Source organism: Kitasatospora sp. NPDC091335, from assembly GCF_044757205.1.
Taxonomy (GTDB): Bacteria; Actinomycetota; Actinomycetes; order Streptomycetales; family Streptomycetaceae; genus Kitasatospora.
In genome coordinates this window covers 214,203-228,830 of the sequence record NZ_JBIVUM010000015.1, presented here as the reverse complement: position 1 = coordinate 228,830, position 14,628 = coordinate 214,203, and the positions used below count along the sequence as shown (strand labels likewise).

At 75.3% G+C, this 14,628-nt stretch carries 8 protein-coding genes and 1 pseudogene; 7 read left to right on the top strand and 2 right to left on the bottom strand.

Annotation, left to right across the window (positions count from 1 at the left end):
• Both ACIQOW_RS28655 and ACIQOW_RS28650 read right to left on the bottom strand, forming a co-directional pair.
• Positions 1–306: pseudogene (locus ACIQOW_RS28655) on the bottom strand (peptidase M28); the annotation flags it as partial.
• A gap of 239 nt (positions 307–545) precedes the next feature.
• Entirely contained in the window at positions 546–1,451 is a 906-nt protein-coding gene (locus ACIQOW_RS28650) for a hypothetical protein (RefSeq protein WP_401089702.1), read from the bottom strand.
• A gap of 1,219 nt (positions 1,452–2,670) precedes the next feature.
• Between ACIQOW_RS28650 and ACIQOW_RS28645 the strand changes: the two genes are divergently transcribed.
• From ACIQOW_RS28645 to ACIQOW_RS28615, 7 genes are all read left to right on the top strand, one after another.
• Positions 2,671–4,116 carry a PLP-dependent aminotransferase family protein gene (locus ACIQOW_RS28645; RefSeq protein WP_401089700.1) on the top strand — a complete coding sequence of 482 codons (1,446 nt, stop codon included), beginning with the start codon at positions 2,671–2,673 and terminating at the stop codon, positions 4,114–4,116.
• On the top strand, positions 4,113–5,222 hold the full coding sequence (gene dpgA, locus ACIQOW_RS28640) for a 3,5-dihydroxyphenylacetyl-CoA synthase DpgA (protein ID WP_401089698.1): 1,110 nt from the start codon (positions 4,113–4,115) through the stop codon (positions 5,220–5,222). Before ACIQOW_RS28645 ends, dpgA begins: the two co-directional genes overlap by 4 nt.
• A gap of 23 nt (positions 5,223–5,245) precedes the next feature.
• Positions 5,246–5,929: an enoyl-CoA-hydratase DpgB gene (gene dpgB, locus ACIQOW_RS28635; protein ID WP_401089696.1), complete on the top strand. Its 684-nt coding sequence runs from the start codon at positions 5,246–5,248 to the stop codon at positions 5,927–5,929.
• Positions 5,926–7,239, top strand: a complete 1,314-nt coding sequence (dpgC, locus tag ACIQOW_RS28630) for a (3,5-dihydroxyphenyl)acetyl-CoA 1,2-dioxygenase DpgC (protein WP_401089694.1) — start codon at positions 5,926–5,928, stop codon at positions 7,237–7,239. The genes dpgB and dpgC overlap by 4 nt, the downstream gene beginning before the upstream one ends.
• Positions 7,240–7,302: 63 nt before the next feature.
• The gene (locus ACIQOW_RS28625; protein WP_401089692.1) at positions 7,303–7,536 is read left to right on the top strand and encodes an MbtH family protein; all 234 of its coding nucleotides are present in this window, start codon (positions 7,303–7,305) and stop codon (positions 7,534–7,536) included.
• Entirely contained in the window at positions 7,533–9,563 is a 2,031-nt protein-coding gene (locus ACIQOW_RS28620) for an ABC transporter ATP-binding protein (protein ID WP_401089690.1), read from the top strand. The genes ACIQOW_RS28625 and ACIQOW_RS28620 overlap by 4 nt, the downstream gene beginning before the upstream one ends.
• The gene (locus tag ACIQOW_RS28615) at positions 9,563–14,536 is read left to right on the top strand and encodes an amino acid adenylation domain-containing protein (protein WP_401089688.1); all 4,974 of its coding nucleotides are present in this window, start codon (positions 9,563–9,565) and stop codon (positions 14,534–14,536) included. Before ACIQOW_RS28620 ends, ACIQOW_RS28615 begins: the two co-directional genes overlap by 1 nt.
• The last annotated feature ends 92 nt before the right edge of the window (positions 14,537–14,628 follow it).

Genomic DNA, 14,628 nt, shown 5'->3' with positions numbered 1-14,628 from the left:
GACCGCGTCGCCGCCGACCACCGGCAGGCCGCGGTAGCTGCGCTCGTAGGCGACGGAGTAGAGGCCGCCGACCCACGGGGTGACGTTCGTGCGCTGGTAGGTCTCGTCGCCGTTCGCGGCCAGTGACTTGAGGCTGGCCGCGACGGCGGCGTCGGCGGCGTTCACGGCGGCGGCCAGGGCGCTGTCCGCCGGGGCGGGGATGGGCGCGGCGGTGGCCGGCCCCGCGGTGGTGGCGATCATGCCGGCCAGCACGGTGAGGCTGGTCGCGGCGGTCAGCAGCCTGCCTAGGGAAATCCTGCGTTGCATCGGGGCTCCTCGCGTGTGGGGGTCCCCGTCCGCGGACGGTGTGGCTGGTGGCGCACCGCAGGGCCGTGTCTGGGGGGACGGCCGTGCGGGCCGTCCGCGCTCGGGTGCCCGAACACTCACACGGCGTCATGCTCTGGTCAATGCCTGGTGCGTGTGATGCGCCGGGTTGGCAAATTCCGTCAAGCCGCAGGCCCGGCTCCGCGTCGAGCTGGGCTTTTCTCCGAGTGGTTGAGACCACGTCAGGTGACGGGACGGGTCACGGAGAGCAACCGGACGGGAGCCGGCTCGCCCGGGTTGACGGCGTTGGTGGACGCCGAGGTGTGGGCGTAGCCGAAGCCGCGGTCGTCCTTCGCGCCGCGCCCGCCGAGCCACTGGATCTCGTGGATCTGCGACCGGACCACCGAGGCCGGGTAGGCGGCGTTCGGGCGGCCGTCCGGCGAGCCGCGCAGTTCCAGCACCCCGGCCGGCTCCAGGACGGTGCGCTGGTGCCAGCCCCTCTGGCGCGCCACCGAGATCACCACCACCGGCTGGGCGGTGCGGGGGTCGGCGCCGTCGCAGTAGCCCCAGATGCCCTGGTCGCTGTAGACCAGGCCGGGGAACCGCTCGGCGAGCAGGTTGCGCGGGCTGGCGGCGCCCGTGCCGTCGAAGGCCCGGCCGAAGGCGTGCTCGCCGCGGAACGCGCAGGTGGCGACGGAGTTGGAGCGGCCGTCCCAGACCGCGACGCCCTCCATGGGCTGCTCGCCGGAGCCGTCCAGGACGGCCGTCCAGACGCCGCCGCCCGGGGAGGCGTCGGGCAGGTAGTGCAGGCTGTGCCCCATCAGGTGGACCCCGGAGGTCAGGCCCGCGCTGTCGGTCAGCGCCTTGGTCGCCGCGGCGTAGGAGGCGGTGCGCGCCTCGAAGTCGAAGTCCGGCATCGGCGCGGTCTTCACGCAGGCCGGCACGTCCGCGGTGCCCACCAGGTCGCAGCGCCCGCCGTCGCCGGGGCGGCTGTGCCCGGTCACCGGCAGCACCGAGCGCGGTGTGCCGTCCCCGCCGGCGGGGACGTCGAGCACGGTGGCCGCCGCGTAGTAGCGGCCCTCGTCCTTGTCGTCGTCCCACAGTCCGGTGCCCACCCGCACCAGCGAGCCGGCCACCGCCAGCAGCACCGCCGCCAGCGCCGGTCGCCGTAGCCCGCCCCGGACTCCTGCACGACGTACGCGACCGCGCCCACCGTGCCGCACAGGCCGATCGCGACCCAGACCCAGAACAGCGGCGCCGCGTCGAGCGGGCCGCCGTGCGGGAAGAAGTCCCGCTCGACGAACAGCAGGTAGCTCTGGTCCTGCTGCCCGAACCCGCCGAACACGGCGTGCTTGACCAGCCACACCAGCGCCGCGACCAGTGGCATCCACAACCACCAGACGGCCATCGCCAGCGCCGCGCGCCGAATTTCGCCCCGCCGGACATCACGCTTCGTCACACGCCACCCCTTCGTCCGCCCCGCCCCGCCGCCCGTGCCGGGCGCCCGATCCTACGCACCGGCCTCCCGCGGGGCGGGCCCCAACCACTCGCCCGCCCACGGGGGTTGCCGCCCGGCGGCCGCTCGTCCCGCACCGTCCACGGGCGCGGCCGCACCGAGCATGCACCACGCCTCCGACACCGGGAGCGGAGCGGGTGCCCGGCCCGGACCGCCCGCCGGTAGCGGACCGTAGCCGAGGGGAAACCGACAGCACTTGACAGGGCCTTGCCCCGAGGCGCGTACTGGAACGGACAAACAGCAGACAGGGCCCTGAGCTCCAGGTATCCGTTCGATATCCGTTGCCGGTACGGAGTGGCGACAGGGCGTGCCGGGATGTTCGACACCCTCGCATCGCGCTCAGCCCGTCCCTCCGACGGCCGTTTTCGCGTTCAAGCGCCGCGCCCGCGCCACCGGACAGGTGGGGCACCCGCGGCGGCGCTGCCGGGACCAGGGCCCCCAGGCCGGGTCCAAGGGGCCGCCATGAAGTTGAACTCGAAATCGGCCGATGTGCGAACGCGGGAGGACGATCCCGGCGAACCGCCGGCGGGACGCTCCCCGGTCCGCCGGCGCCCACCCGGAGCGGGCCGTGCCCCGCTGCCCGTGGCCGTCGCCGTCGGACCGGAGCGGCAGCGCCGCCGGACGGCCGCACGGCGCACCCCGCGTTTACGGCTGCGGGCACCCCGCGCAGCGGGTGCCCGGCCTGCCGACGGAAACCGGACGACGGCGCCCTCCGGGCCAGGGCCTGTCACCCACCGGTTGCCGCGCGTCGCCCGCATCGGTGCCCTGCCGCGCGTCCTTCCCACGGGCCGTGGCCTGCGCCCTCCGGCGCGGTGCCCGAACTCCGGCCCGTCCGCGGAAAGGTGGGCACCATGCTGCTCGACTCGACGGCGCTGCATTCGAGCATCGAGGATCCGGTCCTGGACCGGATGAACTTCCTGAACGAGATCACGTTCAGCTACCCCGACGCGGTGTCCTTCGCACCCGGGCGCCCCTATGACGGCTTCTTCGAGATCGAGGAGGTCCACGACCACCTGCGCCGGTACGCGGCGTACCTGGAGAGCCGGGGCGCCGGGCCGGCGGAGGTGCGCAGCCGCTTCTACCAGTACGGGCCGGCCGCGGGGCAGATCCGGGAGCTGATCGCGCACTCGCTGCGGCAGGACGAGGGGTTCGAGGTCGCGCCCGAGGCGATCGTGGTGACGGTCGGTGCGCAGGAGGCGATGTTCCTGACGCTGCGCACGCTGTTCGCGACGCCCGAGGACGTGCTCCTGCTCGTCACCCCGTGCTACGTCGGCATCATCGGGGCGGCCCGGCTGCTGGACATCCCGGTGGTCGCGGTGCCCGAGCGTGACGGGCGGCTGGTGGTGGCGGACCTCGACGAGGCCGTGCGGGCGCAGCGCGCCGCCGGCCGCCGGCCGAGGGCGGTCTACGTGGTGCCGGACCACGCGAATCCCACCGGGTCCACGCTGGACCTGGCGACGCGTACCGAGCTGCTCGAACTTGCCGGGCGGCGCGGGCTGCTGGTCCTGGAGGACAGTCCCTACCGGCTGAGCGGTCCCGGGCCGCGCGCTCCGATGCTCAAGGCGCTGGACCGCTCCGGGAGCGTGGTCCAGCTGGGCACGTACTCCAAGACGCTGTTCCCCGGTGCCAGGGTCGGCTACGTGGTGGCGGACCAGGAGGTGCGTGACGGTGCGGGGCGGGTCCGGCTGCTGGCGCGGGACCTGGCGAAGGTCAAGAGCATGATCACGGTGAACACCTCCTCGCTCAGCCAGGCGGTCGCGGCGGGTGCGCTGCTCAGCGTGGACGGCCGGCTCTCGGTGCTGAACGCCAGGGCCGCCGAGCACTACGGCCGCTGCATGGCCGGGACGCTGGCGCAGCTCGACCGGTGGCTGCCCGAGCGGCGCCGCCGGGAGCTGGGGGTCGACTGGAACCGGCCCGACGGCGGGTTCTTCCTCACCCTGCGCACCGGTTTCCGCACCGGCACGGCGGCGTTGGAGCGTTCGGCCGGGGAGTTCGGGGTGATCTGGACGCCGATGGAGTTCTTCCATCCGTACGGCGGGGGCGAGCGGGAGATCAGGCTCGCCATCAGCTACCTGACGCCCGGGCAGGTGGCGCAGGGCGTGGAGCGGCTCGCGCGGTTCGTCGAGACGCTCAGCGCCGAGGCGCTCGGCGGCGGACAGCACGACGGCGGGCAGCACCACGGCAGGCGGCACGCCGGCAGGCAGGACCACGACGAGGCGCACGGCGCCGGGGCGACCGGCAACGGGACGTACCGCGGCGCGGCGCTCCGCACCGGAACGGAGAGTGACCCGACATGACCGCGACCCTGGACCGGGCACCGGCCGCCACGGCCCCGCGCATCGTGAGCGTGGGCACCGCCGTTCCACCCGAGCACTACTCCCAGGAGGAACTGCTCGACCTGTTCGGGATCACCGACCGCAGGGTGCGCTCCGTCTTCCTGTTGGGCTCCATCCGGCAGCGCTCGCTGGTGCTGCCCCCGGCGGCGCCCGACGGCACCCGGCTGCGGGAGAGCCAGGGCGACCTCCTGGACAAGCACAAGGCCTGGGCCGTGAGCATGGGGTCGGACGCGATGTCCCTGTGCCTGAAGCGGATCGGGGCCGACCTGTCCGAGGTGGGGTACCTGTGCTGCGTGACCTCGACGGGGTTCCTCACCCCGGGTCTGAGCGCGCTGATGATCCGCGAGCTGGGCATGGACTGGCACACCGCGCGGGCCGACATCGTCGGCATGGGCTGCAACGCCGGGCTCAACGCGCTGGCCGTGGTGGGCAACTGGGCGGCGGCGCACCCGGGCCGGCTGGCCGTGATGGTCTGCTCGGAGGCCTGCTCGGCCGCGTACACGATGGACTCCACGATGCGCACGGCCGTGGTCAACAGCCTCTTCGGCGACGGCGCCGCGGCGGTCGCGGTGATGGCCGACCCCGGGGACGGCGACGGGGAGGAGGGACCGGTCCGGCACCTCGAAGGCCCCAGGATCCTGAAGACGGCGAGCGTCACCATCGTCGACGCCATCGACGCGATGCGCTACGACTGGGACCGCGACCAGGACCGCTTCAGCTTCTTCCTGGACCCGCAGATCCCCTACCTGGTCGGCGCGCACGTGGAGGGCGTCATCGACCTGCTGCTGGACGGGACGTCGCTGCGCCGCGACGACGTCGCGCACTGGCTGGTGCACTCCGGCGGCAAGAAGGTCATCGACGCGGTCGCCGTCAACCTCGGGCTGACCCGGCACGACCTGCGGCACACCATCACCGTGCTGCGCGACTTCGGCAACGTCTCCAGCGGCTCGTTCCTCTTCTCCTACGACCGGCTCCTCCAGGAGGACGTGGTCCGTGCCGGGGACTACGGCGTGCTGATGACCATGGGGCCGGGTTCGACGATCGAGTCCGCGCTCATCCAGTGGTGACCCAACGCAAGGGAGACCCCGCCATGCCCGTCAACGCCTTCCCCGGAGGTCCCGTGCTGCACGTGGACGGCCGCCGGGAGCTCTCGGCCGAACTGACCCACGCCGTGGCCGCCTTCTGCGACGAGGCGGAGTCCACCGGCGCGGACTTCGCGACCCTGTACCTCTCCGGCGCCCCGTCGCACGAGGCGGTGGCGAAGGTGTCCGACGTGGCCGCCGTCACCAAGTGGGAGCGGGCCGTGCGCCGCCTCGAACGGCTGCGGCTGCCCACGCTGGCGGCGGCGAGCGGGGAGTGCGGCGGGGCCGCGCTGGACCTGCTGCTCGCGACCGACATCCGGGTGGCCACACCGGACCTGCTGCTCCTGCTGCCCCTGCACGAGCAGGGCACCTGGCCGGGCATGGCCGGCTTCCGGCTGGTCCAGCAGCTCGGGCTGGCCCCGGCCCGGCGCACGGTGCTCTTCGGACGGCCGATCACCGCCCGCGAGGCCCTGGACCGGTGCTTGGTGGACCAGGTGAGCACCGACCCGGGGCGCACCCTGGCCGCCGCCGCCCGGCTGCTGCGCCGGCTGTCCGGGCCCGAACTCGCGATCCGCCGCCAACTGGCCTTCGACGCCCAGTGGATGAGCTTCGAGGACGCGCTCGGCCCGCACCTGGCCGCCTGCGACCGCGCGCTGCGGCGCACCCGGACCGCGGACGAGGTGTCGGCATGAGCACCGCGAACGCCCAGGCACCCGCCGCCGCGCGGGCACCCGTGCGGGGCCCCGCCGCGGACGGGCTCGACCGGGCGGGCGCCCTGCTCGCGCCGTTCCCCGAACCCGGCCCGCGCACCCGCGGACAGCGCGCCCTGGCCGAGCAGGCCCTGGAGACGGCCCGCGCCCAGCGCACCGCCTTCATGGACCGCCACGCCGAGGCGCTGTACGACCGGCTCACCGCGGGCCGCACCCTGCGCCCGCGGCTGGACGCCCTGGTGGAGGACGCCGCCTCCGCCGTGCCCGGCCTGGTGCCCGCCCCCGCGCGGCTGCGCGCGGACCGGGCCGCCGCGCCCGCCGAGCGCCTCGGCCACGAGATCGACGTGGGCGTCCTCCTGCGCGGCCTGCTGCGCAGCCCCTCCGCCGGCGGGCACCTGCTGGACTCCATGCTGCGGCCCACCGGGCGCGCGCTCGGCCTGCTCGGGGAGTTCCGGGCCACCGGCGCCGTCCGGCTGGAGACCACGGCGCTGGAGCGCCGCGAGGGGGTGGCCCGGATCACCATGTGCGCCGGGGACCGCCTCAACGCCGAGGACGAGCAGCAGGTCGACGACATGGAGACCGCGGTCGACCTCGCGCTGCTGGACGGGCAGTGCGAGATCGGGCTCATCCGGGGCGGCGAGATGACCCACCCGCGCTACGCGGGCCGGCGGGTGTTCAGCGCCGGGATCAACCTCAAGCGCCTGCACGCGGGCGAGATCACGCTGGCCGGCTTCCTGCTGCGCCGCGAACTCGGCTACCTCAGGAAGCTGCTGCTGGGCCTGCGCACGGACGAGCCGTCCTGGCGCTACCCGCTCACCGACATGCCGTGGGTGGCCGCGGTGGACGGCTTCGCGATCGGCGGCGGCATGCAGCTGCTGCTCGCGGTGGACCACGTCCTCGCGGCCTCCGACGCCTACCTGAGCCTGCCGGCCGCGCAGGAGGGGATCGTCCCCGGCGCGGCGGACTTCCGCCTCCCGGCGGTGACCGGCCCCCGGCTGGCCCGGCAGATCATCCTCGGCGGGCGGAGGGTGCGCGCCACCGACCCCGAGGCCCGCACCCTCGTCGACCGGGTCGTCGACCCCGAGCGGCTCGACGCGGCCGTCGAGGAGGCCCTCGGGCTGCTGCGCGACCCGGCCGTCACCGCCAACCGCCGCATGGTGAACCTCGCCGTGGAGCCGGCCGACGGCTTCCGCGCGTACATGGCGGAGTTCGCGGTCCAGCAGGCGCTGCGCATCCACGCCGCCGACGTGCTCGGCAAGGCGGGCCGCTTCACGGCCCGCCCGGGCGGGTGACGCCGTACCAGGACCCTCCCGCCGCCTCCCGGCGGCCGGCACCCGAACGCAGAGGAGACCGAGATGACCAGCCCCTTCGACGACCCTGACGCCGCCTTCCTCGTGCTGGTCAACTCCCTCGGCCAGTACTCGCTGTGGCCCGCGTTCGCGCAGGTGCCGGCCGGGTGGCGGGTCGTCTTCGGCCAGGGCGCCCGCGACGAGTGCCTGGCCTACGTCGACCGCACCTGGACCGACCAGCGTCCGCGGGTCCCCGCCCCGGTCACGGCCACGAACGGCAAGGAGGTCGCCGCATCATGATGGGCCCGGGCCCGCTGATCACCATCCGGGCCACCCCCGACGACGAGGAGCAGCCGGCCCGGGGGCGGGTCAGGCCGGGCACCTCGCGGCGGGTGCTGCCCTACCTGCGGCCCTACCGCCGGCAGATCGTCGCGCTGCTGAGCCTGACGGTGCTGGACGCCGTCATCACGGTCTCCACGCCGCTGCTGTTCAAGGTGCTCATCGACCACGGCATCGTGCCCCGGGACCGGGGCGTGGTGGCGGCCGCCGCCGGTGTGGTGGCGGGCCTGGCGCTGTTGCAGGCGCTGGTGGGCTTCCTGGTCAGCCGCAGTTCGGCGCGGATCGGCGAGGGCCTCATCTACGACCTGCGGACCCAGGTCTTCGAGCATGTGCAGCGCCAGCCGCTGGCGTTCTTCACCCGGACCCAGACCGGTTCGCTGGTGAGCCGGCTCAACACCGACGTGATGGAGGCCCAGCAGGCGGTGACGGTGCTGCTGTCCAACGTGCTCTCCAGCGTGCTGGTGCTGGGCCTGGTGGTCGTCACGATCTTCTACCTGTCCTGGGTGGTGGGCCTGGTCGTGCTCGTCACGGTGCCCTTCTTCGTGCTGCCGGGGCGGGTGGTCGGCCGCCGGCTCCAGCGCAACCTGCGCACGTCGATGCAGCTGGACGCGGAACTCGGCTCGCTCATGCAGGAGCGGTTCAACGTGGCCGGCGCGCTGCTGGTCAAGCTCTACGGGCGGCCGCGCGGCGAGACCGGCAGGTTCACCGACCGCGCGGCGAAGGTCAGGGACGTCCGCGTGGTCACCTCCGTCTACGCGCGGATGCTGCTGGTGACGGTGACGCTGCTGGCCTCGCTCGCCACCGCGGTGGTCTACGGCGTGGGCGGCGAGCTGGTCATCGGCGGGGCCATCCAGATCGGCACGCTGGTGGCCCTGGCCACCCTCCTGGCGCGGCTGTTCGGGCCGATCAACCAGCTCTCCAACCTCCAGTCGAACTACCTGACCGCCCTCGTCTCCTTCGACCGGCTCTTCGAGGTGCTGGACCTCAAGCCGCTGATCGTGGAGCGGCCCGGCGCCGTCGCGCTGCCCGCCGCCCGGCCGGGCGAGGCCCCCGAGGTCGAGTTCGAGGACGTCTCCTTCCGCTACCCCAGGGCCGGGGAGGTCTCCCTCGCCTCGCTGGAGACGCTGTCGCTGCCGGCCCCGGAGCGCTCCGGCGACGCCCACGCGCTGCGCGGGGTCGGCTTCCGCGCCCCGGCGGGCCGGCTGACCGCGCTCGTCGGGCCCTCCGGCGCGGGCAAGACCACCGTCAGCCAGCTGGTGGCGCGGCTGTACGAGCCCACCGAGGGCATCGTGCGGATCGGCGGCCACGACGTGCGCGACCTGACCCTGGCCTCGCTGCACGCCACCGTCGGCATGGTGACCCAGGAGGCGCACATGTTCCACGACACCATCCGCGCCAACCTGCTCTACGCCAAGCCCGGCGCCACCGAGGCGGAGCTCGTCGAGGCCTGCGAGGCCGCGCAGGTCTGGGACCTGGTCTCGGCGCTGCCCGACGGCCTGGACACCGTCATGGGCGACCGCGGCTACCGCTTCTCCGGAGGCGAGAAGCAGCGCCTGTCGATCGCCCGGCTGCTGCTCAAGAAACCGTCCGTGGTCGTGCTCGACGAGGCCACGGCGCACCTGGACTCGGAGTCCGAGGCGGCCCTGCAACGGGCCCTGTGGACCGCCCTGGCCGGCCGCACCGCCCTGGTGATCGCGCACCGCCTGTCCACGATCCGCGAGGCCGACCAGATCCTCGTCCTCAAGGACGGGCAGGTGGTCGAACGCGGCCGGCACACCGAACTCGTCGACGGCGGCGGCCTGTACGCGGAGCTGTACCGCACCCAGTTCGCCGACCCGCCCGCGCCGCGCCCGGAGCCGGGACGGCCGTCGCCGAACGGCAACGGCCACGGCGACCTGCCCCCGCTGCCGCCCGGCGGAGGCCCCATGCGTCTGCTGCCGCCGCCCGAGACGGCGGGCAACCCCGGCCAACCCGAACGGAGAGCATGATGACCCAGTTGACGGTCGAGGACGTCTGGCCGCTGTCCCCGCTGCAGGAGGGACTGCTGTTCCACGCCTCGTACGACCAGGACGCGCCGCGGGACGTGTACGTGGGCCAGCGGATCCTCAACCTCGACGGCCCGCTGCGGCCCGACGTGCTCCAGGCGTCCTGGCAGGCGCTGCTGGAGCGGCACGCGAGCCTGCGGGCCGGCTTCCGCTCCCGCTCGGCCGGCGACACCGTCCAGGTGATCGCCAAGGGCGTGCGGATCCCGTGGACGTACGCCGACCTCGGCGACCTGGACGCCGGGGCGGCCGAGGCCGAGGCCGCCCGCCTGGCCGCGGTCGACGCGCGGCGCTTCGACCTCGGGGTGCCGCCGCTGCTGCGGGTGCTGCTGCTGCGCGCCGGACCCGACCGGCACCGGATGGTGGTGACGATGCACCACATCCTGATGGACGGCTGGTCGCTGCCGATCCTGTTCGGCGAGCTGTGGACGCTCTACGACGAGGACGGCGACCCCTCGGTGCTCCCGGCGGTGCCGCAGTACCGCGACTACCTCCAGTGGCTGGTGCGCCGGGACGGGGACGCCGCGCGCGAGGCGTGGCGCGCGATGCTGGCCGGCACCGAGGAGCCCACCCTGGTGGGCCCCGGCGACCGCGGCGGCCCGCCGGTGATGCTGCGGCACGCGATCGACCGGATCGGCGACGACCTCGCGGAGCGGCTGCGGGAGACGGCACGCTCCTCCGGGGTGACCCTCAACCGGGTCTTCCAGGTCGCCTGGGCACTGCTGGTGGGCAAGCTCTCCGGCCGGCTGGACCCGGTCTTCGGCGCGACCGTCTCCGGCCGCCCGGCCGAGGTCCCGCAGGCGGACCGGATGGTCGGGCTGTTCATCAACACCGTGCCGGTGCGGGTGCCGCTGGACGCGGCCGTGTCCTTCCGCGGGGCCATGACGGCGCTGCAGGACCAGCAGGCCTCCCTGCTGGACCACCAGCAGCTGAGCCTGCCCGAGATCCAGCGGGCCGGCGGGCCCGGCGCCGTCTTCGACACCCTGATGGTCTTCCAGAACTATCCGCGCGGCCCGATGAAGGCCCCCTCGATGCGCTCGGCCGCGCCCGGCGGGCAGGCCCCGGCGCCGCGCCCGCCCGAACCCCCCTCCCCGCCGGGCGAGGGCCTGGGCGGCACGGCGCTGCGCAGCGGGCGGCAGGCCGGCGGCCCGCTGCTCCCCGGACCGGTGCCCCCGGGACCGCCGCCCGCCGGCGGCGCCGACCGCCCGCCGGGCCCGGACGGGCCGCCGCCCTCCCCCGTCGGTCCGGGCCCGGCCGGCCTGCGGGTCTCCGCGGGCGGCGGCGAGGAGGCCGCCCACTACCCGCTGACCGTCGTGATCACCCCGACCGACGACATCGAGGTCCGGCTGGACTACCGGCCCGACCTGTTCGACGAGCGCACCGCCCGCGCCCTCGTCGACCGGATGATGCGGGTGCTGCGCCAGGTCGCGGACGACCCCGACGTGCTCCTCGGCCGGCTCGACGTGCTGACCGGCGACGAGCGGCAGGACCTGGGCGCGGGCGGGCGGGCGACCCGCCGCGAGCTGCCCGGCGCGACGCTCGCCGAGCTCTTCGGGCAGCAGGCGCGCCGCACCCCGCGGGCCGTGGCCGTGGTGGCCGGGGACACCGAGCTGACCTACGCCGAACTGGACCGCCGGGCGAACCGGCTGGCCCACCGGCTGGCCGGGCTCGGCGCGGGCCCGGAGACGCTGGTGGGCGTGGTGGCCGAGCGCTCGCCCGAGCTGGTCACCGCCCTGCTGGCGGTGGTGAAGACCGGCGCGGCCTACCTGCCGATGGACGGCCGGCACCCGGCCGCCCGGCTCGGCGCGGTGGCCGCGCAGGCGGGCGCGTCCGTCGTGCTGGTCGACGCCCCGAACGCCGGCCGGGGCCTGGCCGACGCCGCCCTGTTCGGTCCCGCCGAGGTGCTCCGCCTGGAGCCCGACCCGGCGGACGCGGACTCCCCCGGCCCGGACTCCCCCGACGAGCCCTTCCCCACCGTGCCCGTGCGCCCGGAGAACCTGATGTACGTCATCTACACCTCGGGGTCCACCGGTGTGCCGAAGGGCGTCGCGGTGACGTACGGCAGCGTCGTGGCGTTCTGCCTCGACGAGTGCTGGACCCCCGAGACCCTGGAACGGGTGCTGGTGCAGGCCAACCACGCCTTCGACGCCTCCACCTACGAGATCTGGGCGACGCTGCTGCACGGCGGCCGGCTGGTGCTGGTGCCCCCGGGCGACATCGACACGGTCGAGCGCGGCCGGCTGATCGCGGCCCAGCGGGTGACCAGCGTGCACGCCACGGCGGGCCACTTCCGGGTGCTCGCCGAGCAGGCCGCGCACATCTTCGGCGGGGTGCGCGAGGTGTCCACCGGCGGCGACGTGGTCTCCGCGAACGCGGTGCGCACCCTGCTGCGCTCCCACCCCGGCCTGGTGGTGCGCACCACCTACGGCCCGACCGAGTCCACCGCGTTCGCCACCCAACTGCCCTTCACCGACCCGGAGTCGGTGCCCGACGCGGTGCCGCTGGGCCGGCCGATGGACAACACCAGGGCGTTCGTCCTGGACGCTTTCCTGCGGCCGGTGCCGGTCGGCATGACGGGCGAGCTCTACCTGGCCGGGGCCGGGCTGGCCCGCGGCTACCTCGGCCGCGCCGCGCTCACCGCGGAGCGCTTCGTCGCCTGCCCCTTCCCCGCCGAGGGCGAGCCCGAGGGCGCCCGGATGTACCGCACCGGCGACCTGGCGCAGTGGACCGGGGACGGGCAGCTGCTCTTCCTCGGCCGCGCCGACGAGCAGCTCAAGATCCGCGGCTTCCGCATCGAGCCGGCCGAGATCGAGGCCGTGCTCGCCGCGCACCCCGGCGTCGCCCAGGCGCTGGTGGTCGCGGTCGAGGACGGCGGCGGCCACAAGCGGCTGGCCGGGTACGCCGTACCGGCCGACGCCCAGGCCCCGCCCGACCCGCGGGCGCTGGAGGAGCACCTCGCCGGGAAGCTGCCCGACTACATGGTCCCGGCCTCGGTGACCGTGCTCGACGCGCTGCCGGTGACGGTGAACGGCAAGGTCGACCGGGCCGCCCTGCCGCTGCCCGACTTCTCCGGCCGGGCGGCCGGGCGCGCCGCCGCCACCGACACCGAGGAGACGCTGTGCCGGCTCTTCGCCGAGGTGCTGAGCCTGGAACGGGTGGGGGCGGAGGACTCCTTCTTCGCCCTCGGCGGCGACTCGATCACCTCGATGCTGCTGGCCGGGCGGGCCCGCAAGGCCGGCCTGGCGCTCACCCCGCGCCAGATCTTCGAGCTGCGCACGCCCGCCCGGCTGGCGCGGGTGGCCGAGCCGGTCGGCGACGCCCGGGAGGAGCGCACCGAGGACGTGCCCGGCGGCCCCGTCCCGCTGACCCCGGTGATGCGCGAGATCGCGGCGCGCACCGGCTCGGTGGCACGCGCGGGCAGCCAGGCGATGGTGCTGAGCGCGCCGCCGGGACTGACCACCGACCGGCTGGCCGCCGTGCTCCGGGTGGTCCTCGACCGGCACGACGTGCTGCGGGCCCGGCTGGAGGAGGACGGGGCGGACGGTCGGCTGGTGATCCCCGGGCCCGACGCGTCCCCGGCACCGCCCGCGACGGACCTGGTGACCCGGGTGGAGGCGGCCGGCCTCGGCGGGGAACGGCTGGAGGAGCTGCTGGACGAGCAGGCCGCCGCCGCGGAGGCCGCGCTCGCGCCGCACGACGGCGTGATGCTGCGGGCCGTGCTCGTCGACCGCGGCGCCGGGCACGGCGCCCTGGTGCTGCTGGTCGCCCACCACCTGGTGATCGACGGCGTCTCCTGGCGGGTGCTGATGCCCGACCTGGCGCACGCGGACGAGGCCCTGGAGGCCGGCGGCCCCGACGCGGCGCGCGAGGCCGTCGCCGCCGAACCGACCTCGTTCCGCCGCTGGGCCACCGCCCTGGCCGAGCGGGCCAGGGCGCAGCAGACGGTGGACGAGCTGCCGCTGTGGCGGCGGATGCTCGACCGGGCCGAGCCGCCGCTCGCCGGCCGGCCGCTGGATCCGCGCACGGACACCGTGGGGGGCGGCCTGTCCCGGGCGGAGCTGACCGTCCCGGCGCCGACCGCGGGCGCGCTGCTGGCGGCGCTGCCCGAGGCGTACCACGCGGGCGTGGACGACGTGCTGCTGTCCGGGCTCACCGCGGCGCTGGACGAGTGGCTGCGGGCGCGCGGGCGGCCGGTCCCGGACGGCTTCCTGATCGACCGGGAGGCGCACGGCCGGGTGCCGCTGGACGAGTCCATGGACCTGACCCGGACGGTGGGCTGGTTCACCGCCGTCCACCCGGTGTGGCTGGAGACCGGGCCGGTCGACCCGGCCGAGGTGCGGGCGGGCGGCGAGGACGCGGCGCGGCTGATCAAGCGGGTCAAGGAGCAGCTGCGGCAGCGGCCCGGTGACGGTCTGGGCTTCGGCCTGCTCCGGTACCTGAACCCGGCGACGTCCGCGGTGCTGGAGCCCCTCGCGGCGCCGCAGATCGGGTTCAACTACCTGGGCCGGTTCGGCGGTTCGGGACCGGACGCGGACGCCGGGGGCGGCGGCGGGCCGGTGCCGGCGGGGGCCGGGCGCGGTGGTGCGCGGCCGTGGACGCCGGCGGCCGGGCACGGGTCGCCCGAGGGCGGTGTCGACGCCTCGGTGCCGCTGCGGCACGTGCTGGAGATCAACGGTGCGGCGCGGGACCTGCCGGAGGGCCCGGAGCTGCGCTTCGTCCTGGAGTCTCCCCGTGGGCTGCTCACCGGGGAGGAGCTCGGCGACCTCGCCGAGCGTTGGCAGGCCGTGCTCGAAGGCCTGGTCCGGCACGCCTCCGAGGGCCCCGGAGGTCACACCCCGTCGGACTTCTCGCTGATCTCGCTCGGTCAGGAGGACATCGACGAGTTCGAATCCGCCTTCGGTGGCGCGGCCGGCGACTGACCCGGCCCCGGCGCGCTCCGGAGCGGAGCGGGGTGGAGTTCTCCCGGTCCGGCCAGGCCCGACGACGGGCCGGACCGGGAGAACGGGCGTTC